This window comes from Nocardioides sp. URHA0032 (genome assembly GCF_000620645.1).
Taxonomy (GTDB): domain Bacteria; phylum Actinomycetota; class Actinomycetes; order Propionibacteriales; family Nocardioidaceae; genus Nocardioides.
Genome location: NZ_JIAV01000018.1, coordinates 239,420 through 260,387 on the forward strand (window position 1 = coordinate 239,420; position 20,968 = coordinate 260,387).

The 20,968-nt window shown below is 72.8% G+C and carries 23 protein-coding genes; 7 read left to right on the forward strand and 16 right to left on the reverse strand.

The annotated features are described in order from the left end of the window. Positions 1–43: 43 nt before the first annotated feature. Both N538_RS0108015 and N538_RS24360 read left to right on the forward strand, forming a co-directional pair. On the forward strand, positions 44–457 hold the full coding sequence (locus N538_RS0108015; protein WP_028636886.1) for a nuclear transport factor 2 family protein: 414 nt from the start codon (positions 44–46) through the stop codon (positions 455–457). After that, complete coding sequence (locus N538_RS24360) at positions 454–1,317, forward strand: SDR family oxidoreductase (protein ID WP_051548975.1); 864 nt, start codon at positions 454–456, stop codon at positions 1,315–1,317. Before N538_RS0108015 ends, N538_RS24360 begins: the two co-directional genes overlap by 4 nt. A 22-nt stretch (positions 1,318–1,339) precedes the next feature. On the opposite strand, the gene N538_RS0108025 is transcribed toward N538_RS24360, so the two are convergent. After that, a complete protein-coding gene (locus tag N538_RS0108025; RefSeq protein WP_028636887.1) occupies positions 1,340–2,308 on the reverse strand; it encodes a dihydroorotate dehydrogenase-like protein in 969 nt (322 codons plus the stop codon). Between the two features lie 167 nt (positions 2,309–2,475). On the opposite strand from N538_RS0108025, the gene N538_RS0108030 reads away from it, so the two are divergent. Beyond that, positions 2,476–2,799, forward strand: a complete 324-nt coding sequence (locus tag N538_RS0108030) for a hypothetical protein (protein ID WP_155992004.1) — start codon at positions 2,476–2,478, stop codon at positions 2,797–2,799. 620 nt (positions 2,800–3,419) lie between these two features. Next, a complete protein-coding gene (locus N538_RS24365; RefSeq protein ID WP_051548976.1) occupies positions 3,420–3,818 on the forward strand; it encodes a pyridoxamine 5'-phosphate oxidase family protein in 399 nt (132 codons plus the stop codon). 41 nt (positions 3,819–3,859) lie between these two features. On the opposite strand, the gene N538_RS0108045 is transcribed toward N538_RS24365, so the two are convergent. Next, positions 3,860–4,732: a universal stress protein gene (locus tag N538_RS0108045; RefSeq protein ID WP_028636889.1), complete on the reverse strand. Its 873-nt coding sequence runs from the start codon at positions 4,730–4,732 to the stop codon at positions 3,860–3,862. Between the two features lie 216 nt (positions 4,733–4,948). Here N538_RS0108045 and N538_RS0108050 point away from each other — a divergent pair, with 216 nt between their 5' ends. Beyond that, complete coding sequence (locus N538_RS0108050) at positions 4,949–5,494, forward strand: flavodoxin family protein (protein ID WP_028636890.1); 546 nt, start codon at positions 4,949–4,951, stop codon at positions 5,492–5,494. Between the two features lie 19 nt (positions 5,495–5,513). Here N538_RS0108050 and N538_RS0108055 read toward each other — a convergent pair whose 3' ends face one another. Continuing rightward, positions 5,514–6,770, reverse strand: coding sequence for an NAD(P)/FAD-dependent oxidoreductase (locus N538_RS0108055; protein ID WP_028636891.1), 1,257 nt, complete (start codon positions 6,768–6,770; stop codon positions 5,514–5,516). A gap of 57 nt (positions 6,771–6,827) precedes the next feature. On the opposite strand from N538_RS0108055, the gene N538_RS28350 reads away from it, so the two are divergent. After that, positions 6,828–6,977 (forward strand): hypothetical protein, encoded by a 150-nt coding sequence (locus tag N538_RS28350; RefSeq protein WP_155992005.1) that lies wholly within the window; start codon positions 6,828–6,830, stop codon positions 6,975–6,977. Between the two features lie 31 nt (positions 6,978–7,008). Here N538_RS28350 and N538_RS28355 read toward each other — a convergent pair whose 3' ends face one another. Next, positions 7,009–7,479 (reverse strand): hypothetical protein, encoded by a 471-nt coding sequence (locus tag N538_RS28355; protein WP_028636892.1) that lies wholly within the window; start codon positions 7,477–7,479, stop codon positions 7,009–7,011. Between the two features lie 113 nt (positions 7,480–7,592). Here N538_RS28355 and N538_RS0108065 point away from each other — a divergent pair, with 113 nt between their 5' ends. Then, positions 7,593–8,330, forward strand: coding sequence for a response regulator transcription factor (locus N538_RS0108065; protein ID WP_197025272.1), 738 nt, complete (start codon positions 7,593–7,595; stop codon positions 8,328–8,330). 1 nt (position 8,331) lies between these two features. On the opposite strand, the gene N538_RS27290 is transcribed toward N538_RS0108065, so the two are convergent. The 12 genes from N538_RS27290 to N538_RS0108125 form a co-directional block, all read right to left on the reverse strand. Then, positions 8,332–8,709, reverse strand: a complete 378-nt coding sequence (locus N538_RS27290) for an Hpt domain-containing protein (RefSeq protein ID WP_051548978.1) — start codon at positions 8,707–8,709, stop codon at positions 8,332–8,334. Next, the gene (locus tag N538_RS24375; protein ID WP_081790361.1) at positions 8,706–9,278 is read right to left on the reverse strand and encodes a signal peptidase I; all 573 of its coding nucleotides are present in this window, start codon (positions 9,276–9,278) and stop codon (positions 8,706–8,708) included. The genes N538_RS27290 and N538_RS24375 overlap by 4 nt, the downstream gene beginning before the upstream one ends. Positions 9,279–9,349: 71 nt before the next feature. Then, the gene (locus tag N538_RS0108080; protein WP_028636894.1) at positions 9,350–9,964 is read right to left on the reverse strand and encodes a TasA family protein; all 615 of its coding nucleotides are present in this window, start codon (positions 9,962–9,964) and stop codon (positions 9,350–9,352) included. Positions 9,965–10,137: 173 nt separating this feature from the next. Beyond that, positions 10,138–11,226 carry a threonine aldolase family protein gene (locus tag N538_RS0108085; RefSeq protein WP_036569833.1) on the reverse strand — a complete coding sequence of 363 codons (1,089 nt, stop codon included), beginning with the start codon at positions 11,224–11,226 and terminating at the stop codon, positions 10,138–10,140. Continuing rightward, positions 11,226–12,002, reverse strand: a complete 777-nt coding sequence (locus N538_RS0108090; RefSeq protein WP_028636896.1) for an isocitrate lyase/PEP mutase family protein — start codon at positions 12,000–12,002, stop codon at positions 11,226–11,228. The genes N538_RS0108085 and N538_RS0108090 overlap by 1 nt, the downstream gene beginning before the upstream one ends. A gap of 32 nt (positions 12,003–12,034) precedes the next feature. Continuing rightward, positions 12,035–15,007: a bifunctional [glutamine synthetase] adenylyltransferase/[glutamine synthetase]-adenylyl-L-tyrosine phosphorylase gene (locus N538_RS0108095; protein ID WP_028636897.1), complete on the reverse strand. Its 2,973-nt coding sequence runs from the start codon at positions 15,005–15,007 to the stop codon at positions 12,035–12,037. After that, positions 15,004–15,729: a type 1 glutamine amidotransferase gene (locus N538_RS24380; RefSeq protein WP_036569835.1), complete on the reverse strand. Its 726-nt coding sequence runs from the start codon at positions 15,727–15,729 to the stop codon at positions 15,004–15,006. The genes N538_RS0108095 and N538_RS24380 overlap by 4 nt, the downstream gene beginning before the upstream one ends. Next, positions 15,726–16,082 carry a hypothetical protein gene (locus tag N538_RS28930; RefSeq protein ID WP_028636898.1) on the reverse strand — a complete coding sequence of 119 codons (357 nt, stop codon included), beginning with the start codon at positions 16,080–16,082 and terminating at the stop codon, positions 15,726–15,728. Before N538_RS28930 ends, N538_RS24380 begins: the two co-directional genes overlap by 4 nt. Next, entirely contained in the window at positions 16,082–17,419 is a 1,338-nt protein-coding gene (locus N538_RS0108110; protein ID WP_028636899.1) for a glutamine synthetase family protein, read from the reverse strand. The genes N538_RS28930 and N538_RS0108110 overlap by 1 nt, the downstream gene beginning before the upstream one ends. A gap of 55 nt (positions 17,420–17,474) precedes the next feature. Continuing rightward, a complete protein-coding gene (locus N538_RS0108115; protein ID WP_028636900.1) occupies positions 17,475–18,107 on the reverse strand; it encodes a hypothetical protein in 633 nt (210 codons plus the stop codon). A gap of 35 nt (positions 18,108–18,142) precedes the next feature. After that, positions 18,143–20,173 (reverse strand): NAD(+) synthase, encoded by a 2,031-nt coding sequence (locus tag N538_RS0108120; protein WP_028636901.1) that lies wholly within the window; start codon positions 20,171–20,173, stop codon positions 18,143–18,145. Positions 20,174–20,201: 28 nt separating this feature from the next. Then, positions 20,202–20,960 (reverse strand): class I SAM-dependent methyltransferase, encoded by a 759-nt coding sequence (locus N538_RS0108125; protein WP_028636902.1) that lies wholly within the window; start codon positions 20,958–20,960, stop codon positions 20,202–20,204. Positions 20,961–20,968 lie beyond the last annotated feature (8 nt).

The window sequence follows — 20,968 nt, forward strand, 5'->3', positions numbered from 1 at the left end:
TCGTTACAGGCAAGTGTAACGAATCTTGAGGGCGGATGACCGCATGACGCGTCCCGATTTCCTGACCCGGCTCCTGGCGGCGACCAACGACCACGACGTGGAAGGCATCGTCGCGTGCTTCTCCGACGAGTACGTCAACGTCGTGCCCTGTCATCCGGCTCGAGGCTTCGCAGGGCGGGAGCAGGTCCGACGCAACTGGACGACGATCCTCGCAGCGGTTCCTGACCTCGTCGCGGAGGTCGTCGACTCCGTGAGGGACGGCGACCGGATCTGGTCGGAGTGGGAGATGCGAGGAACGCGACGCGACGGCGTTGCTCACCTGATGCGCGGCGTCCTGGTGTTCACCCTCCACGACGACGTCGCCGCCGGCCTGCGCTTCTTCATGGAGCCCGTCGACGAGGCACCCGTGGACGTTGACCGCGCGGTCGCCGGACTCATCGGGGGAGATGCTCCGTGATCGTCGTTGCCGGCGGCACGGGAAGGCTCGGCTCGACCGTCGTGCAACGACTTCGTCAGCAGGACCACGAGGTCCGCGTCTTCTCCCGGGGGATGACCGGAGAGGTTCCCCCCGGCGTCGACGTCGTCCACGGCGACGTACGGTCAGCGGTCGACCTGGAGCGAGCAGTCGCCGGCGCCGCCGTCGTGATCTCAGCGGTCCAGGGCTTCGCCGGGCCAGGCCGGGGCGACCCGCGCTCGGTCGACCGGCAGGGCAACCTGAACCTGGTCCGGGCCGCCGGACGGGTCGGGGCCGACGTCGTCCTCGTGTCCGTCACCCACGCCGCACCCGACAGCCCCCTCGAGATCGCCCGGGAGAAGTACGCCGCCGAACAGGGTCTGCGGGACTCGCCGATCGGCTGGACGGTGGTGCGATCCGCCGCCTTCGCCGAGCTCTGGATCGAGCTTCTGGAGCAGACCGCGCGACGCTCCCACCGCCCCCTGGTCTTCGGCCGCGGCCAGACCCCCCTGTGGTGGGTCAGCGTCGAAGACGTCGCCACCGAGGTGGTCCGGGTGACCCTGGACCGCTCGACGCGGGGCCGCACGGTCGATGTCGTCGGCCCCGAGGGCCTCGGTCTCGAGGGGCTCGCACGAAGGGTGATGGTCGCCCACGGATGGACGGGCAGCCCCCGACGTGTGCCTCCGGCCCTGCTCCACCTGGGCGCGGCCACGATCGGCCGTGCGGTCCCGACCGTCGGACGCCAGTTGCGTGCAGCGCTCGCCATGGATGCGCTGTCGGCCGAAGATCCCGCCGCAGCCCACGCGGCGGCTGGCCGCCGAAGCGTCGACGAGCTGCTCGCGGCCCCTCGGCCAGCGGGATGAGCGAGGGCCGCGACCAGCCGCATCACAGGTGCAGGTAGCCGAAGCGAGCGGTCTGCAGGGCGGCGACGTACCCCTCGCGGGTGTACTCCTGGGGGTCGACGTCCCAGGGCACGGCCAGCCCGCCGCGGACTTCGTCGACGGATCGGAACCCGTGCTCGTTGCCCCACGCGTCGAGGCCGTCGAGGAGGACCGTGGCGTACTGGATGCCATGGCGCAAGAACGCCGAGGCGCACTCCACGACGTCCGCGCCGGCGAGCAGGTAGGCGGCCAGGTCGGATGCGGACTCGACGCCGCTGGTGCCGGCGAGCGAGACAGTGAGCTGCTCGCGCAGCAGGGCGATCCAGGTCTGCGGAAGCCGGGCGTCAGCGGAGTGCGAGAGACCGATCACGGGGGCGACCGTGAGGGTCTGTACGTCGATCTCGGGTTGGAGGAACCGGTTGAACAGGACAAGCCCGTCCGCGCCGGTCTCCACGAGTCGTAGTGCGAGCTCGCCGAACGAGGAGAAGTAGGGCGTGAGCTTGACCGCCACGGGCACGTCGAGCTCCTGTTTGAGCGCATGTACCACCTCGGTGCATCGCGCCTCGACGTCGCGACCGGGCCCTTGCATGCGCTGGGGCACGTTGTAGAAGTTGCACTCGACGGCGGCGGCGCCGGCCTCCTGCATCTGGCGGGCGAACGACGTCCAGCCGAGCCGGGAGGTGCCGTTGATGCTCGCGATCACGGGGACGTCCACGGACTTCACGCACTCCTCGATCAGGTCGAGGTAGCGCCTCGGTGCACCCGGCCCGGCCGGGTGGTCGAAGAAGTGCGGCAGGTCCGCGTCCGGCGTCGGGTGCTCGATCTGTTCCTCGAACAGGGAGTGCAGCACCACGGCAGACACACCGGCCTCGACCAGCTCGATGACCCGGTGCGCGGACTGGGACAGCGGGGACGCCGACGCGACCAGGGGGTTGCGCAGCGACAGCCCGAGATAGGTGGTAGCCAGGTCCATGCCGTGCCTCCTCCCTCGACCATATTCGCCAGGACGGCCATTCGACCCTCTTCGCCACCTGGCCACCGCTCAGGTTCCACTCTGACGATCGATGCCGTCGCACCGAAATGCTGCCACCATGAGACGTGAGCAGGTGCGGCTCATCCGATTCCAGGGAGGGCGCCGCCATGAGCGATCCCCCAGATGAGGAGAGCGCTGACCCGGGTGCGCGGTTGCCGTGGTACGTCTACGACCGACATGCGAATCTGCTCCACATCGCCGCCGGCCTCTCGGAGGCCGAGGAGTGGGCGTTCGCCCACTGGGAGGTCGTCGAGGTCGCGGATCGTGAAGAAGTGGCCGAGAACGACTACTTCTACCTGCTCTACGCGAGAAAGCCTCAAGAGGGCGACTTCCACGCACGCGACTTCCAGGCCCGCATCGCACGCCAGGACCGGGTCATCGAGCTGGGGAGGGACCCGGAGGCCCTCCCGCGTCACCCCGATCGCCAGTAGCGGCCCGTGCGGGCAGCACACCCGTTGGCCGGGCGCTCGGCCGGCCGTCAGGCGGCGTAGTCGAGCTAGATGTGCATCGGGCTGTGCCAGAGCTCGATGACCGGAGGTGCTGCTCGCCGGATCTGCCATCCGCCGTGGCGCACCTCGCCTGCCCGGGGGTCAGAGAGAGGTGACGTCCGGGACCGTGTCCGGGTCGTCGTCCGGCGTCGGCACGGGATCGCCGGAGGGCACGACCTCCGGCTCGGGCAGGGGCTCCTGGGGTGTCGTGGTCATGAACCCCCGTACCCACCATCCGGCCGCTCGATCACCTGCCACCTCAGGATCACGAGGAACACCCACCGCACGAGACGACCACGACCTGTGTCGACTCCTCCGCTGCAAGACCTGCAGCAGGACCACCTGGGCGCTCGGCCGGCTGCTCGGCGGGTCCGGCTCGACCGAGCGATGACGAGCAGGGACCTTCGTCCCGCGCACCGTTGGCCCAGGACCCTGACTGCAGCGCCGCGCGGCCGGGGACGATGGGACCGAGTCCACTGGAGGCGTGCGATGAACCAAGACCTGGTTAGCTCAGCAGCCCCGGCCGGCACGATCGTCGTCGGCCTCGACACCGGCAGCCCGTCATGACCGCCGTACCCGCGGTCCTCCCGGCCTACGACTGCTGGACGCTCCTCGAGACCGAGGACATCGCCCGGATCGCCTGGGGCGGGCCGGACGGCGTGTCCGTCGTGCCCGTGAGCTACACCATCACCGACGGCGCGCTGTGGTTCCGCACCCAGCCCGCCTCGGCGCTGGGCCGGCAGTGCGCCGGCGGTCGCGTCGTCGTCGAGGTCGACCACGTCGACCGGGACGCGCACACCGCGTGGAGTGTCCTCGTGGCCGGTACGGCGGAGCCGGTCGACGTCGCCGACGTCCCGGACGACGTCATGCAGATGCGGGTCTGGCCGGTCGGATCGCCGGGCATGTTCGTCCGGGTGGAGCCTGCCGAGGTCAGCGGGCGCCGGCTGTCGGCTGCGACCTGACCTGTGCGGACGCGTCCGCCTCCCTGCTCGCCGCTGACGGGTCACGAGCGGTCGACCAGCAGGACCGGGCACTCGGCGTGGTGCAGGACGGCCCGGGTGACCGGTCCCAGATCCGCACCGACCAGGCCGCGGCCGGTGCGCCGGGAGAGCACGAGGACGGACGACCGCCGGGTGGCGCCGACGAGCGCCTCGACGGGGCGGACCCATCGCACCTCTCGGGTCACGGCCGGCGCACTCACCACGTCGAGCTCGTCGAGGACCTGGCGCAGCTCGCGGTCGGCCTCCTCGGTCCACTTCCGGCGCGCGTGATTCACGAAGAAGGTGTCCTGGTAGGCCTCGGCGAGCCACATCGCGTGCAGCACCCTCAGCGGGCGCCCGCACTCGGCGGCGTACGCGGCGGCCGGCTCGACCTGGCCGGCGGCCTCGATCGGGTGGTCCACCCCCACGGTCACGGCCGGGTCGTGCGTGCCGGGCGCCCAGCCGTGCGGGACCACCGCCACCGGCACCTGGGCACGGGCGGCGAGCCTGGTCGACACCGACATGGTCAGGAGGCGTTCGCCGCCGGGCTCGCGCCGCTCCAGGACGAGCAGGTCACGGGTGGCGGCCCGGGCCGCGATGGTCGCGGCGACCGGCCCGAAGAGGACCTCCGTGCCCACCGGGACCCTGCCGCGCAGGCGTGGCCGGAGCCGTTCCGCGACAGCGGTCAGGACGGCCCGCCCGACCTCGAGCAGCGCGTTGTCCAGCGACCGGATCTGGTCGGCGGCCGAGGGCACCGCGACGAACGAGTGCACGACGTGCACCAGCTCGACCCCGGTGCCCCGGCGCAACGCCTCGGCGGCGGCGAAGTCCAGCACGCCGTCCTGCACGCCGTCAGGGCCGACCGCGACGACCACCCCGAACTCGGTCCCGGTCATGATCGCCCCTCTCCACGCGTCCCACGTCCAGCGTCTGCCCCCACCGGTCGGAGCGTCAGAGGCCTTGGTCCCGCCGGTGATGGCGGGTTCCGTCACCTCCATGCTCGGACCGGTCCGACCTCGCCCGTAGGGACGAAAGACCCGGTCCGACGAGCCCGATGGCGCTGGAGACGGGTGGTCCGACCGGCGAGGCTGGGGGTGAAGCGGAGGTCAGCGATGAACGACGGCGCACGGGTGCTGGTGGTCTACGAATCGATGTTCGGCTGCACCGAGAGCGTGGCGCGCGCGGTGGCCGAGGGGCTGGCCGAGGGCGGCTTCACCGTCGACCTCGAGAACGTCCGGGACGCCGAGGGCCCCGGCGGCCGGAGCTTCGACCTGCTCGTCCTCGGGGCGCCGACCCACGCCTTCTCGCTGAGCAGGCCGAGCACCCGTCTGGACGCGGTCCGCCAGGGCGCGCCGGCAGAGGCAGCCACCACGGGAGTCCGTGAGTGGCTGGCCGGCACCAAGGGCCGCGACGGCCGGCCCGCGGCCGCGTTCGACACCCGCGTGACGAAGACGCGTCGCCTGCCCAAGGCGGCGTCGACCCGCGCGGCCCGCCTGCTGAGGCGACGCGGCTTCCGGATCGTCGAGCGGCCGACGGCGTTCCTCGTCGCGGACGTCCAGGGTCCCCTGGTCGACGGCGAGCTGGAACGCGCGCGGGGCTGGGGCATCCGGCTCGCGCACGACCACGCACCCGGACTGCCCGGCGCCGCTGCCGGCTGACCGGTCCCGGAGCGGGAGCTCAGCCCAGCACGTTCGATCCGGAGCCGGGATCGCGGAGCCGGGAGTACGTCGCGAGGTCGAGCACGTTGCCGGTCCGCGGCGCCCGCCAGGTCAGCGGGTCGGTGTCGTGGTCGTGGCCGCCCTCGACCGCGGCGACGAGGTGGGCCATCAGCTGGCCGACGACCGGGGCGTTCTTGAACTGGTTGCCGCTGGTGCCCATGGCGACGTAGACGCCGGGCAGCGCGGTGCGGTCATAGATCGGCGTCCAGTCCGGCGTCACGTCGTACACGCCGGTGAGCCCCCGCGGTTGCGAGGGCACGGCGAGGTCAGGCAGCCGCCTCGCTGCCCGCAGCGCCTGGGCCTCGAAGACGCGCAGCGTCGGTCGCGGGTCGGCGTCCTCGGGGCGCTCCAGCCACTCGAGGGGGTCGCACTCGGGCTCCAGGCCGCCCACGATCAGCTGGCCGCCGGCCTGGGGCCGCAGGTACACGCCGAGGTCGGGATCGGCCACGACGACGGCCGGATCGGCGGACGCGAGCTGGTGCACCTCCTGGCGGAGCGGCCGCGAGGTCAGCCGGAAGTCGGCGCCGATGCCGAGCAGGCCGTTCAGCGCGCTCGACCACGGGCCTGCGGCGTTCACCATGACGTCCGTGTCGACGTCCCCCTCGCTGGTGCGCACCCGCCAGCGCCGCGGCCCGGCGCCGTCGATGCCGGTCACCTCACGGCGCAGCAGGAACCTCGCGCCGTGGTGGCGTGCGGCGGCGGCCAGGTTGGCGGCGGCGAGCCGGGGGTCGTCGACGTACCCGGCGTCCGGGGTGAAGGAGCCCCCGAGCCGGCCGGTCGCCTCGTCGAAGAAGGCAGGGTCGTCGACCGGCCGGGGCGGGCCGTAGCGCCCGGGATCCAGGCCGGGCAGCCGCCGCGCGACCTCGTCGGCGTCCCAGAGCTCCCAGGGCACCCCCACGTCGTCGAGGTACGGCGGCGTCGCGCCGCCGTCCAGCACCAGCATCCCGGTCCGGTGGAAGGTCGCGAGACCCTCCGGGTCGGCGTACCCCAGGTGGCCGGCCCAATCGGCCCAGAGCTGGCGTGCCTCCCAGGCGGCCGCGACGCCGGTGAACGTCGAGTAGTGGAACCGGACGATCGCGCTCGACGCACTCGTCGACCCGAAGCCCACGCCGGGACCCTTGTCGAGGACGACGACCTGGTGACCGGCACGCGCGAGCTCGAGGGCGATCGCGGAGCCGATCACACCGGCGCCCACCACGACTGTGTCGACCGTCATGCCGGGAGCGTAGGCCTCTGCTGCATATTTCAACCGGATCCGGGGAACGACGGGCGCATGGAAGAGACCCCCATCTGCGCTTCCGTGGAGCGCGACCTCCAGCTGTCCGTGGACGAGCTCGTCGCCTCCACCGCGCCGGCAGCCGCCGCCCCCGAGACGGCCGCTGCCCCGACGAAGCCGGCGACACGTCGTCCGGGACGACGCTGATCACGACGCCCTGGACGACCGAGCGACAGCGTCAGAAGGAGCCGGAGCGGGTGCCCGAGGCGGGGCAGACGATCGACTTGGAGCCGACGTCGCTCGTCCAACGGTTCAGGTTGCCCTGGATCCCGACCGTCCAGGTGGTGCTCGCGCCGTCGTCGGTCGCCGAGCCGCCGAGGGTCGCGGACCTCGACGTGCCGGACGCGGTGTCCTTGACCGTGCTGCCGAGCCCGAGGCTGAAGCCGTACGACGAGCCGGCGGGCCCGGTGTCGGTGAAGGTGGTGACCGTGACCGCGATGCTCTCGGTGTGGCCCGAGCGGGTGCACCGGTAGGTGCCGGTGATGCCGGAGGGCGTCTCCATCCGGTCCGTGGTCGTCACCACGGCGGCGGCCCTGCTCGAGCCGAACGTGGCGCTCGCGACCGCCGGGACGGCGAGGAGGGCGACCGCGACGGCCGACACCACGAGGAGGACCGCGGCCGCGCGGCGGCGGTGGTCGATCCAGGTCATGGCGGGCTCCCGAGGGGTGTACGGCGGTTCGGGACACCACTCTGCGGCGCGCACTTCAGGCCGCCCACGAGCAAAACTCAAGAAATCCGCAAGAAGTGGCATCATCTGCAGGTATGGAGAGCATGGGGACCGACTCCGGGGTCGAGAGACGTGCCCTCGTCGTCGAGGACGACGAGGACATCCGGGCGCTGATCGAGTTCACCCTGCAGACGCAGGGCTTCGTCGTGACCGCGGTGGACTCCGGCCTGGCCGCCGTGGAGGCGGTTCGGGAGACGCGACCGGACCTGGTCACGCTCGACCTGGGCCTGCCCGGGATCGACGGCATCGAGGCGTGCCGCCGGATCCGGGAGATCAGCGACGCGTACGTCGTGATGATCACCGCCCGCGACGACGAGATCGACCGGCTGTTGGGGCTCGAGACCGGCGCCGACGACTTCATCGCCAAGCCGTTCAGCGCCCGCGAGCTCAAGGCTCGTGTGAACGCGATGTTCCGGCGTCCCCGCACCGGCTCTCCCGCGGTCGCACCGCTGCCCGAGGACGACCACGAGGTGCTCGTGCACGGTGCGCTCAAGGTGGACGTGGACGGGCGCCGGGCGTTCCGCGAGGGCGAGGAGCTGGAGCTCACCCGCACGGAGTTCGACCTGCTCACCGAGCTGATGCGCACGCCGGCGCGGGTGTGGACCCGCGAGGCGCTGCTGCGGTCGGTGTGGGGCACCGAGTGGGCGTTGGACACCCACCTGGTCGAGGTGCACATCGGCAACCTGCGCCGCAAGGTCGGCGAGGAGAAGAATGGCGCGCGCTTCATCCGCACCGTGCGGGGCGTGGGCTACCGGATGGAGCTGGCCGAGTAGGTCAGTCGCCCAGGAACGCGCCGAGCGCGTGGTCGACACGCGCGACGGCGGCGACGAGCGCGGTCTGCAGGACCACGGCCTGGGCGAGGTCGCCGCGCCTCACCAGCCGCTCGAGGCGCCCCGCGATGCCCGCGAGCTCGTGGGCACCGACGGTGGTCGAGGCGACCTTGAGGCTGAGGACGGCGTCCATCGCGTCCGCCCTGTCGCCGGCCTCGCCGACGGCGAGGGTCTGCGCGATCCGGCGGACCCGCTCGGGCAGCAGCCGCCGGTAGCGGGTGACGAAGACGACCGCGAAGGCGTGGTCGCCGGGGTGGCCGGTCAGGCCGCTGACCGCCTCCGCGTCGAAGACGGCGGGCGGGTCGATCGTGTCCGCGATCATTCCTCCTCCTTCGTCCCCCAGATGGTGCTGAGGCCGAGCAGGATGAGGCCGCCGAAGCCGACCCACAGGATGCCGTGCTGGACGACGGGCGCGCGCAGCGCGCGGACCGCGGTGCCGAGGTGCGGGACCACGGCCTTCATCTCCCAGACGGTGTCGTCCTGGAGGGTGGCGGTCCACGGGTCGTCGTCCTGGTTGGCGTCGCCCTTGGTCCTGATCACGATCTGGCCGTCGTGGTGGCGGATCTGGGTGACCCGGTGCGTCTCGACCCGGTGGTCCTCGACGGGGATCTGGTAGGTGATCACGTCGCCGACCTCCAGCTCCGACGCGGGCTCGGGCACGGTGACCACGACGTCGCCGGGCATGATGCCCGGCTCCATGCTGCCGGTGAGCATCGTCGAGGTGCGGTAGCCGAGCAGGTGCGGGCCGACCGCCAGGAAGAGGAAGCCGAGAAGGCCGACGGCGAGCAGCAGGCTGGTGACGACGTTGAGGAGCCGGCGCAGCCTCGACGGCTTGTCCGGCCGGGACGCGACGTGCGTGCCGGCAGGGCGTACGGCGTTGGTGGTGCTCATCGGCTCGGACCCTCTCTTCCTGGATGAGGTCGGGTGGCCGGCCCCCCATGAGGCCGGCCACCCGATCGTGGTCAGAGCGACTGTGCGGCGCGCTGGGTGGCGTCGAAGGTGAAGCTGACGGTGTTCGACAGGCCCTGGAACGTGTTGTCCGCGGAGGTCGGGAGCGACAGCGTGACGCGGAGGTTGGAGGCCGCGGCCGCGGTGTTCAGGGTGGTGGTCGCGGCACCGAGGTCCAGCGTCGAGCCGATCACGGCGCGCTGGGCGATCACCGGCGTCGTCGTACCGGAGCAGGTGAGGACGTTGCCGCCCGCGGGCTGGACCCAGGCGACCGAGCACTGGTCGACCTTCATCTGCAGACCGTTGGTGGCGTCGGTGGTCAGCACGTTGTTGGTGGTGGCGGCGGTGGTGAGCTTCACCGAGCCGAACGACTCCGTGTCGCTGGAGCGGGTCAGGGTGACGGTGCGCTCGACGGTGTCACCGGGGACCAGGTTGGTCGCGCTGACGTCCAGGCCGCGGACGCTCGCGCCGGTGGCGAGGACGACCTTGCCGGTGCCGGTGGCGGCGCTGGCGGAGGTGGTCGAGGTGAACGAGCCGAAGGTGCCGAGGCCGGCGACGGAGGCGGCGCCGCCGACGAGGACGACGGAGGCGAAGATCTTGACGGCGGTCTTGCGGGTACCGAGACGCATGGCTGGGCTCCTTCTGGTGGGACCAGCGGGCTTGGTTTCGGCTGGTCGGTTCCTTGCTGACCAGAACTCTGCCGCGCCCTCTTCAAGCCTCCCCGCGGCGAATCCCCGAGGTTTCCTCAAGGACTGCTCAAGCATCTGCGGGGTTCGCCGTTGGTGACCGACCCGCAGGGACTTCAGCCGAGCACGATCTCCCGCCACCAGCCCGCGACGACGGCCGGCTCGAAGTCGAGGGAGGCGGCCTGCACGGCGACCTCGGTGGTGGCGAAGCCGGGGACGGGCGCGTCCCACCAGGACCCGGACGGTACGACGGACTCGCGCTCCAGGAACGCCAGCAGCCGCTCGTTGATCGCCTCGGCCGGACCGGGGGCGTGCACGAGGAACGTGTTCGTGTGCGGCGGATCCGGGTCGACGGTGAGCCCCGCGTCGGCCAGCAGCGCGGCGAGCGAGCGCGCCCAGGCGGCGTACTCCCCCATCCGCGGCAGCAGATCGCGCAGCCCGACCAGCGCACCGACGGCGTACGGCGTGAGGCGGAACAGCGTGCCGCCCATCCGGCGCCGCCACAGCCGGAGCTCGTCGGCCAGGTCCGCGGGGCCGGCCACCGCGGCGCCGGCCGGGCCGCCGAGCCCCTTGTAGAACGAGACGTACATCGAGTCCGCGAGCGCGGCGATCTCCGCCAGCGGCCGATCGTAGAACGGCTGCGACTCCCAGATCCGGGCGCCGTCGGCGTGGAGGGGTACGCCGAGCTCCCGCGCCGCCTCGGAGAGCGCGACCAGCTCCTCCCACGACGGCAGCCGGCACCCGGCGTCCCGCAGCGGCAGCTCGACGAGCGCGGCGCCGAGGCCGCGCGGCAGCCCGCGCAGGTCCGCCGCGGTCGCGGTACGCCGGCCGATCGTGAGGTGCTCGAACCGGAAGCCGTGGAGCAGGCGCGGACCGTCGTCCTCGTGCACCAGCAGGTGGGAGCGGTCCGGGATCGCCACCCGCGTCGACCCGGTCCGCTCGCACCACGCGCGCAGCGCGGCCTGCTGGCCCATCACACCGCTCGGGAAGAACACCGCCGCCGGCTTGCCGAGCAGGTCCGCGACCTCGGCCTCGACCCGGGCGACCGCCCCGCCGTCGCCGTACACGTCCCACTCGTCGATGCCGAGCTCCTCGCACGCCGAGGCGAGGGCGGCGAACGCCGCGCCGGGCGGCACCCGCGGGCTGCGGATCGCGGTGCGGGTGCAGGCGTCCGCGGCGGCCTTGAGCCGCTCGTCGAGATCCATCAGTTGAGGATCCGCATGGTGCTCGGCACGCCGCCGCCGCCGTGCACGTCCTCGACGAGCTGCTGGAGGGCGGTCAGCGCGACGTTCTGCGACATCGGGCCGTACGACACCCGCGCCACCCCGAGCTCCTCGAGGCGGGCCAGCGGCGGGGTGCCGGGGATGCCGATCAGGGTCAGCTTCTGCGGGCCCCACGCGTCCACGATGGCGGCGATCTGCTCCTCGTCCAGCCGGCCGGGCACGAACACGACGGGCGCCCCTGCGTCCAGGTAGGCGCGGCCGCGCTCGATCGCGTCGGCCAGCACCTCGCCCTGGTCGCGGTCGCGACCCTGCGCGAACGCGTCGGTGCGCGCGTTGAGCACGAAGTCGACGCCTTCCTGCTCTGCGACCTTCATGATCGCGGCGACGTTCGCTGCGGCCTCGGACAGCGGCCGCATCTGGTCCTCGATGTTGGCACCGACCACGCCGATGCCGATCGCCCGCCGGACGGTGCCGGCCGGGTCGCCGTACCCACCCTCGAGGTCGGCGGTCACCGGCAGGTCCGTCACGTCGACGATCCGGCGGACCATCTCCAGCATCAGGTCGAGCGGGATGTTCTCGCCGTCCTCGTAGCCGTACGTCGCCGCGATCGAGTGGCTCGCGGTGGCGAGTGCGCGGGTGCGCCCGACGGCCGCGACGGTGCGCGCGCTCACGACGTCCCAGACGTTGACGACGGTGAGGAGCTCGGGGGCGCGGTGGAGGTCCAGGAGGGTCGTCGCCCGGGAGGCGGTCTCAGTCATGCTCGCCAGCCTAGTCAGCCGTGGCCCCACCACTACTCCCAGAACACCCGCTCGACGACGCCGCGGGCGAGCCGGGTGTAGCGGAGCTGGTCGTTGACCATGGCGTCCGAGGAGCCGGGCGGGTAGCCGAGCACGGCGGCGACCGCCGCGCGCTCCCGGATGTCGCGCGGGAGCTCGTCGCTCGCCTTGCCCCGCACCAGCGTCACGGCGTTGCGCACCCGGCTGACCCGGCGCCAGGCCTGCTGCAGCACGGCGGCGTCGTCCTCGTCGACGAGGCCGGCCTCCCGGGCGGCGGCCAGCGCCTCCAGGGTGCGCGCGGTGCGCAGGCCGGGTACGTCGCCGGCGTACCGCATCTGCAGCAGCTGGACGGTCCACTCGATGTCGGCGAGGCCACCGCGGCCGAGCTTGAGGTGCGTGTGCGGGTCGGCGCCGCGAGGCAGCCGCTCCTGGTCGACCCGCGCCTTGATGCGGCGCACCTCGAACGCGGCCTTCTCCGAGATCCCGCCGGCCGGGTAGCGCAGAGGATCGACCAGGGCGCGGAACCGGTCGAGCAGGTCCCGGTCGCCGACGACCGGGTCGGCACGGAGCAGCGCCTGGGCCTCCCAGACCTCGGACCACTTCGCGTAGTACGCCGCGTAGGAGTCGAGTGTGCGCACGAGCGGGCCGTTCTTGCCCTCCGGCCGGAGGTCGGCGTCCACCTCGAGCGCCGGGTCCGGACCGGGCCGGGCGAGCAGCCGGCGCACCTCGTTCGCCACGGCCTGGGCGTACGACGCCGCCGCCTGCGCGTCCGCGCCCGGCTCGGGGTCGTGCACGAACATCACGTCGGCGTCGCTCCCGTAGGACAGCTCGAACCCGCCGTAGCGCCCCATCGCGACGATCGCGATCCGGGTCGGTGCCATCGCCAGGCCGCGCTGGGCGCGGACGGACCGGCCGGCGACCTCGAGCGTGGCCTCCAGGGTGGCGTCGGTCAGCCGGGACAGCCCGGCGCCGACATCCGCGACGTCGGTGAGGCCGAGCAGGTCGCCTGCTGCGATGCGCAGCAGCTCGCGCCGGCGCACACCCCTGATCGCGAGCACGGCGTCCTCGGCGACGTCGTGGCGACGTCCGGACGCCAGCATCTCCTCGGTGAGCGCCTCGGCCGGCAGCGGGGTGAGGTCCCCGTTCAGCATCCGCACGCCCTGCGGCTCCCGCTCGAGGAGGTCGGTGGCGTACCGCGAGGTGGCCAGGATCCGGGCCAGCCGCTCGGCGACCTGGCCCTCGTCGCGGAGCGTGGAGAGGTACCACGGGGTCGACCCGAGCGACTCGCTGATCCGGCGGAACCCGAACAGCCCGGCGTCCGGGTCCGGCGCGTCCGCGAACCACCCGAGCAGCACCGGCAGCAGTGTGCGCTGGATCTGCGCGGCCCGGGTGACGCCCGAGGTGAGCGCCTCGAGGTGCCGCAGCGCGGCCTGCGGGTCGAGGTAGCCGAGCGCAGCCAGCCGCTTCTCGGCCGCCTCCGGCGAGAGCCGGGCCTCCTCGCCGGGGATCTTCGCGACCGCGGTGAGCAGCGGCCGGTAGAAGAGCTTCTCGTGCAGCCGCCGCACCTCGCGCCGGTGGTGCTGCCAGGTCTTGTCCAGGATCCCCACCGGGTCCTTGAGGTAGCCCATGCCCCGGCCGAGGCGGCGCAACGCCGCCTCGTCGTCGGGTACGACGTGGATGCGCCGCAGCCCGTGCAGCTGCATGCGGTGCTCGAGCGTGCGGAGGAACGCGTACGCCTCGTGCAGCGCCTCGCCGTCCTGGCGCCCGACGTACCCGCCGTCGGTCAGCTCGACCAGCGCGCTGAGCGTCGCCTGGGCCCGGACCCGCCCGTCGGTGCGGCCGTGCACGAGCTGGAGCAGCTGCACCGCGAACTCCACGTCGCGCAGGCCGCCCTCCCCCAGCTTGAGCTGCCGCTCCGCCTCCTTGGCCGGGATGTGGTCGACCACCCGGCGGCGCATCGCCTGGGTGTCCTCGACGAACCCCTCCCGCTCGGCGGCGGACCACACCAGCGGCCGGGTCAGCTCGACGAAGCCGTGCGCGAGCGCCACGTCGCCGGCGACGGCGCGCGCCTTCAGCAGGGCCTGGTACTCCCAGGTCTTGGCCCAGCGCTCGTAGTAGCCCTGGTGGCTGGCGAGCGTGCGCACCAGCGGCCCGGCCTTGCCCTCGGGACGCAGCGCGGCGTCCACGGGCCAGATGGTGCCCTCGCCGGTGTGGTCGGAGCAGACCCGCATCAGGTTGCTGGCGAGCTGGGTCGCGACGCGCAGCGCGTCGTTCTCGTCGGCCCCGTCGGCGGCGGCGTGCACGAAGATCACGTCGACGTCGGAGACGTAGTTGAGCTCGTGGCCGCCGCACTTGCCCATCGCCACGACGCCGAGCCGCGCCAGCGCCGCGTCGGGCACCCGGGCCCGCGCGACGGCGAGCGCCGCGTCGAGCGTCCCGGCCGCGAGGTCGGAGAGCTCGGCGGCGGCGTCGTCGACGCCGAGGTGGTGCGCGAGGTCCCGGGCGGCGAGCCGGAGCAGCAGCCGCCGGTACTCCACCCGCAGCGCGTCCACCGCCTCCGCGTCGGGCCGGGTCGCGGTCGGCGCCGGCTCGTCCGGATCCGCCCCGACGGCTGCGAGCAGGCAGGCGCGCACGGCCCAGGCGGCCGGGCGGGTGGCGCCCAGCCGGGAGTCGGCGAGCTCCTGCCAGTGGTCGGGGTGCCGGACCAGGTGGTCGGAGAGGGCCGGGCTGGCGCCGAGCACGCAGAGCAGCCGCATCGCGGTGCCTTCGTCCTCGACGAGCGCGGCGAGCAGCGCGTCCGGGTCCGCGACGACGTCGAGCAGCCGCACCAGCGCCGCGGCCGCCTCGTCGGGGTCGGCGGTCCGGGCGATCAGCGCGACGAGCGGGTCGGCCGCGTCGCCGAGGCGGTCCAGCGCGGCCAGCGACGCGTCGGGGTCGAGGAACCCCAGGCGCAGCAGGTGCCCCTTGCCGGTGGCCGCCCGGCTCATCGGACCGCGTGCTCCCGGACCAGCGCCGCGAAGCCCGCCGCGAGGGGTCGCCACGCGTCGTCGAGCTCGGCCCGCGCGGCGTCGATGTCGCGGAGCAGCGCGTCGGTGTCGATGCCGCGCGTCTCGTGGGAGCCGCGGTCCTCCTCGGCCCAGGGACGCAGCACGGGTACGTCGACCTCGGGGTGGAGCTGCACGCCCCACAGCTGCGGCGCGTAGCGCGCCACCTGCACCTCGTCGCGGGAGGTGCCCGCCAGCACCGTGGCCCCCGGCGGCAGCGCGGCGACGACGTCGTCGTTCCAGTGCACGCCCCGGCGAGGGGTCGCGAGCGGCGCGAACAGCCGGTCCTCCTCCGCCGCCCCGGTCCAGCCGACGCCGAGCAGGCCCACCTGCTGGCCGAGCGGGTTGCGGGTCACCGAGCCGCCGAGCGCCACCGCGATCAGCTGGTGGCCCAGGCAGATCCCCAGCGTGGGCAGCCGCGCGGCCCGCGCCTCGCGGACCAGTTCCTTCACCGGCGCCAGCCAGGCGTGCTTCTCATCGTCCTCCGCACCCATCGGACCGCCGAGGACGACGAGGCCGTCGTGCCCCGCCAGCGGGGGCAGCTCGTCACCGGCGTACGGCCGGCAGACGTCGAGGTCGACGCCGGCGTCCTCGAGCCAGGTGCCGAACAGCGCGGGCGGGCACTCGGCGTCGTGCTCGACGACGAGCACGGCGGGACGGCTCACGGGGCCTCCCGCTCGGGCGCCAGCAGGACGACCAGCAGGCCGATGCCGGCCACGATCGTGATCAGGCCGATCCAGATCGGCATCAGGGGGACGGACAGCACGCACGTCGCCAGGCCGGTCCGGAAGGTCAGCTTGCGGGCACCGGGCCGGCGCTGCTGCACCGCGCGCAGCGAGAGGACGCCGAGGGTCCCGAGCGCACCCGCGATGCCGAGCACGAGGCAGCCGTAGACCAGGTAGTCGCCGAGCAGCAGCGGGATCGACACCACCACCAGGACGATGGCCAGGAAGAGCACCACCAGCAGCAGCCGGCGGATGCCCCGGGCCCGGTCGTCCGTCAGGACCTCGGACGTCATCACACCACCGGGAGCATGCGGTCGCGCTCGAACGCCGAGACCTGGCCGCGGTACTCCTCCCACTCCGCGCGCTTGTTGCGCAGGAAGTAGTCGAAGACGTGCTCGCCGAGGGTCTCCGCGAGCAGCTCGGAGTGCTCGGCGACCACGATCGCCTCGGACAGGCTCTTGGGCAGCGGCTCGATCCCGAGGCTCTTGCGCTCGCGCTCGGTCAGCGCCCACACGTCGTCCTCGGCCTCGAGCGGCAGGTCGTAGTCCTGCTCGATGCCCTTCATGCCGGCCGCGAGCACGGTCGCGAACGCGAGGTAGGGGTTGCAGGCAGCGTCGATCGTGCGCAGCTCGATGCGCGTCGACTGGCCCTTGTTGGGCTTGTACATCGGCACCCGGATCATCGCCGAGCGGTTGTTGTGGCCCCAGCAGACGTACGACGGCGCCTCGCCGCCGAACATCAGCCGCTTGTAGCTGTTCACCCACTGGTTGGTGATCACGCTGATCTCGGGGGCGTGCCGGAGCACCCCGGCGATGAACTGCCGGCCGGTCTTGGAGAGCTGGTACTCCGCGCCCGCCTCGAAGAACGCGTTGCGGTCGCCCTCGAACAGCGACACGTGGGTGTGCATCCCCGACCCCGGGTGGGTGGTGAACGGCTTGGGCATGAATGTCGCCCAGACGCCCTGACTCAGCGCCACCTCACGGATCACCGTGCGGAAGGTCATGATGTTGTCGGCGGTCGACAGCGCGTCGGCGTACCGCAGGTCGATCTCCTGCTGGCCGGGCCCGCCCTCGTGGTGGCTGAACTCCACGGAGATGCCCATCGACTCGAGCATGGTGATCGCCTCGCGCCGGAAGTCGGCGCCCATCGACTGCGCGGTGTGGTCGAAGTAGCCGCTGCGGTCCACCGGGACCGGCTCGGCCCCCGGCTCCGGGGCGTTCTTGAACAGGTAGAACTCGATCTCGGGGTGCGTGTAGAACGTGAAGCCCTGCTCGGCGGCCTTGGACAGGGTCCGCTTGAGGACGTAGCGCGGGTCGGCGTACGACGCGGAGCCGTCCGGCATCACGATGTCGCAGAACATCCGCGCCGTCGACGGGCCCTCGCCGCGCCAGGGCAGGATCTGGAACGTCGCCGGGTCGGGCATCGCGAGCATGTCGGCCTCGTAGACGCGCGCGAAGCCCTCGATCGCCGAGCCGTCGAACCCGATGCCCTCGGAGAACGCGCCCTCGAGCTCGGCGGGCGCCACGGCCACCGACTTCAGGAACCCCAGGACGTCGGTGAACCACAGCCGCACGAACCGGACGTCACGCTCCTCGAGCGCGCGGAGAACGAAGTCTTCCTGCTTTCCCATGGGCGTGAGCCTATCGGCGCAGGACCACGCGCCGTCGCCCGTGTCAGCGGCGGTGTCAGGAGGGGCGCTCCCCGCAGACGTTGACGTCCTGTGAGCCCATCACGCCGTCCCACACGTCGCGCATCGGGACCATCCAGTCCTGGGTGACCGCGGCGTACGCGATCGAGCCGCGGACGCGGTGCCGCACGCCCTCGACCCAGACCTTGCGGACGGTGAGCGGGATGGTCACCTCGTCGGCGCTCGTGCCGGCCCAGCAGGCCGATGCCTTGGACTTCGAGCGAGCCTCGGCGAAGCCGACCTCGTCACCGACCTGCTCCCCGCCGTACCGGAACGCGACCGTCGTGACGTAGCCGGTGTGGCCCTCCCACGGCGCGGTCAGGGTCATCGACATGCCTCGCGTGTGCTTGGTCGGGACCGTGAAGGAGACGGTGCCGTCGGAGACGGTCTTCTGGCCGGTGTCCCAGTACCTCACGCCGTACTGTGCGTGCTTGTCCCAGCGGGCCTGCATCAGCCCGACCTCGCAGCCGTCGCAGCCGGACATCTCGAAGGTGATCGTGGTCTTGGCGACGGCGGCGCGCGCCGGGGTGGAGGCATCGGCGGCCGGGCTGCCGGCGGCGACGGCGCCGGTGAGGCCGGCGACGAGCGCGGCCACGGCGGCGGTGCCGCGTCGGAGGGTGTAGGTGCTCATGCCGGGGAGACGCACGGGGCGGACCTCCGGTTGCATCACTTCTCGGGAATGTTGGCCTCGAGCTCGGCGAGCCAGGCCGCCGGGCTGGCGTCCGAGGGCATCCGCCAGTCGCCACGCGGCGACATGGTGCCGCCGTGGCTGACCTTGGGGCCGTTCGGGAGCGCCGAGCGCTTGAACTGGCTGGCGAAGAACCGCCGCACGAACACCTCGAGCCACCGGCGGATCGTGGCCAGGTCGAAGGCGAGCCGCCGGTCGTCGGGGTAGTTCGGCGGCCACTCCCCCGCGTCGGCGTCGTGCCACGCGTGCCAGGCGAGGAACGCGATCTTGCTGGGCCGGTAGCCGTACCGCAGCACGTGGAACAGCGTGAAGTCCTGGAGGGAGTACGGCCCGACGGAGTCCTCGGTCGACTGCGGCAGGTGGTCCTCGCGGGTCGGGATGAGCTCCGGGGTGATCTCCTGCCCGACGATCTCGGCGAGGACCTCGTTGGTCTCCTCGTCGAACTGCCCGGTGCTGATCACCCAGCGGATCAGGTGCTGGATCAGCGTCTTCGGCACGCCGGCGTTCACGTTGTAGTGGGACATCTGGTCGCCCACGCCGTACGTGCACCAGCCGAGCGCGAGCTCCGACAGGTCGCCGGTGCCGAGCACGATGCCGCCCCGGTGGTTGGCGAGGCGGAAGAGGTAGTCGGTGCGCAGCCCCGCCTGGACGTTCTCGAACGTGACGTCGTAGAGCTCCTCACCCGCCGCGAACGGGTGCTGGAGGTCCGCGAGCATCTGCTGGGCCGCGGGCCGGATGTCGAGCTCCTCGAACGAGATGCCGAGGGAGGTGGCCAGCCGGGTGGCGTACGACTTGGTCGCGTCCCCGGTGGCGAAGCCCGGCATCGTGAAGCCGAGGACCTCGCTGCGGTCGCGGCCGAGCCGGTCCATCGCCTTCGCGGCGACGATCAACGCGTGGGTCGAGTCGAGGCCGCCGCTGATCCCGATCACCACCTTGGGCTGGCCGATCGAGCAGAGACGCTGCTCGAGGCCCGAGACCTGGATGTTGTACGCCTCGTAGCAGTCCTGGGCGAGCCGCTCCGGGTCGTCGGGCACGAACGGGAAGCGGTCCACCTTGCGGCGCAGCCCGATGTCCGCGGTCGGCGGCGCGAGCTCGAACTCGACGGTCCTGAACTCGGGCGCCAGCGTCCTCCGGTTGTCGTCGAACGTCCCGGTGCGCAGCCGGTCCAGGCGGATCCGGTCGAGGTCGACGTCGGCGACCGCGGCGCGCGGCCCGTCGGGGAACCGCTCGGACTCGGCGAGCAGCTCGCCGTGCTCGTAGATCATCGTCTGCCCGTCCCACGACAGGTCGGTGCTCGACTCCCCCTGGCCCGCGGCGGCATAGGCGTACGCCGCCAGGCAGCGGCTCGACGCCGACCGGACCAGGAGCCGGCGGTCCTCGGCGCGGCCGATGGTGATCGGGCTGCCGGAGAGGTTCGCGAGCACCGTGGCACCCGCGAGCGCGGCCTCGGCGCTCGGCGGGATCGGGACCCACATGTCCTCGCACACCTCGACGTGCAGGACCAGCCCGCGCACGTCGGCCGCCTCGAAGAGCAGGTCCGGCCCGATCGGCACCTCCTGGCCCGCGAGCACGATGGTGCCCCGGACGTCGTCGCCGGGGGCGAACCAGCGGCGCTCGTAGAACTCGCGGTACGTCGGGAGGTAGGACTTCGGCGCGACGCCGAGGATCTGGCCGCGGTGGATCACGACCGCGCAGTTGAGCACCCGGTTGCCGTGGGCGATCGGCGCGCCGACCACCAGCACCGGCAGCAGGTCCTCGGAGGCGCGCAAAATCTCGGCGACCGCGTCGGTCACGGCGTCGAGCAGCGGGTCCTGCAGGAGCAGGTCGTCGACGGCGTACCCGCTCAGGCAGAGCTCGGGGAAGATCGCGACCGCGACGCCCTCCTCGGAGCACGCGCGGGCGCTGTCGAGCACGGCGCGGGCGTTCGTCGCGGGGTCGGCGACGCGGACCGGCAGGGTGCAGGCCGCGACCCGGGCGAACCCGTGGGCGTAGGCGGAGTAGAAGTCCACGTCGGGAAGTTTCCCATGCGGAGCACCGCTATCCCCGCGCGATCACCGTCCACGCGGTCGCGTCGACGGTGAACGCGCCCTGCGGCAGCAGCTCCGCGCAGTGGTCGCGCACGGCGGTGCGGGTCGCGTCGTCGAGCCGGGTGACGTAGGCACCGGCCGGCCCGACGCCCAGGGTGTACGGCTCCCACCACTCCTCGAAGCCGGTGTAGGGCACGGTCACGGTGAGCGTCCCCTCGACGACGTCTCGGAGCCCGGCGTCCCGCGCGATCGCACCGAGGTCGCCCTCGCCGGTGCCCGGCAGCGCGGACTCGTCGGCGGCAGCGGGGTCGAGGTCCTTGACCGCGCGCCAGAACGTCGAGAGCGGCCCGGTCGCCGTGGCGTGGTTCCAGACTGTCGCGCCGACCATCCCGCGGTCCCCGACCACGCGGCCCATCTCGGCCAGGCCGCCCGCGGGGTCGCTCATGAAGTGCACGACCAGGTTCGCGAGCGCGATGTCGAAGGCGCCGTCGGCGTCGGGCAGCTGCTCGGCCGTCCCCTGCCGTACGTCGACGCCCGGACAGCGCTCCCGTGCGGCCGCGACGAAGGACGGTGACGGGTCGAGGGCGACCACGTGCTCGGCACCGAGCCGGTCGACGAGCCGGCTGGTCAGGATGCCGGGGCCGCAGCCGACGTCCAGCGCGCGCATGCCGGGGCGCACCCCGGCGAGCTCGACGAACTGGTCGGCGAGCGGTTCGGAGTAGCGCCCCATGAAGCGGGCGTACGCATCAGCGGCGACGTCGAAGGTCACCAGCAGAC